This is a genomic window from Roseburia sp. AF42-8 (genome assembly GCF_003435965.1).
In the GTDB taxonomy this organism is placed as follows: domain Bacteria; phylum Bacillota; class Clostridia; order Lachnospirales; family Lachnospiraceae; genus Roseburia_C; species Roseburia_C amylophila.
Genome location: NZ_QTVB01000130.1, coordinates 1 through 984, shown reverse-complemented (window position 1 = coordinate 984; position 984 = coordinate 1). Strand labels below are relative to the sequence as shown.

1 protein-coding gene is annotated in these 984 nt (G+C 29.9%); it reads right to left on the bottom strand.

Features of this window, described 5'->3' with window-relative positions:
• Window positions 1-138: 138 nt before the first annotated feature.
• Window positions 139-882 carry an AAA domain-containing protein gene (locus tag DW059_RS15640; RefSeq protein WP_242986339.1) on the bottom strand — a complete coding sequence of 248 codons (744 nt, stop codon included), beginning with the start codon at window positions 880-882 and terminating at the stop codon, window positions 139-141.
• Window positions 883-984: the final 102 nt, after the last annotated feature.

Here is a 984-nt window from a genome sequence, read left to right as displayed (position 1 = left end):
CATCTTCTACTTCTTTTTTTAATATCTCTGTACCCTCTTTTATTTTCCACGATGCAAAATCAGGATAATTTAATATCCTGTTTTTCAATAAATATTGTTTTGTTACTACTACCCTCTTTTATTTTCCACGATGCAAAATCAGGATAATTTAATATCCTGTTTTTCAATAAATATTGTTTTGTTACTACTATTTCCTAATCTTGCAGCAACAAACCCCAAATTGTATTTAGGTGAAGCTAACTTCTCATATACATTTTCAGTTGCTGAATTATTATATGAAACTATTTGTACGGTTTTCCCTTGCATTAATATATTCGCAATAATATTTAATATCGTTTGTGTTTTTCCTGTTCCAGGTGGTCCTTGAATAACACTAATCTGATTTTCCATAGCATTTTTTACAGCCATATATTGACTATTATTACAGCCAAAAGGAAAAATAGGAGTATAATTCCGGTTTAAATTTTTTGTTTTCAGAGAAGCTGGCTTCAAATATTTTGCTAAAGCAACATTATTTCCTACAAAAGATATCCTCTCAAAACCGCTCTTTAATAGACTTGTATTTATTTCATTATTCCCAAAGTTAAGTAAACCTGCAATTTGCTTTATGTACGCAAATACATTTGCAGTCTGCTCTTGATTAAGACACGACTCAATAATCTGTAAATCAGTTTTACAATAGTCTCTTTCACTTCCATCTTTAAAGCAAATATGCCAATAAGATTTATTCTTAGTTTCAAACACATAAATAGCCTCAATATCAAAAAACAGCCGCCCTGCTCTGCCAATTCGATACATATTAGTATTTAATACTGTTGGATTAGTTATTTTCTCTACATTTTCATATGCATACGAATAAACCCTTCCATTGTTAAATTTCACATCCCATTTCCGAATCATTCTATCATATACACATGAGATTACTTCAGATGTCTTTATCTCACCCTTTATAATAACCATATAATATCTTGTATCCATCTATTT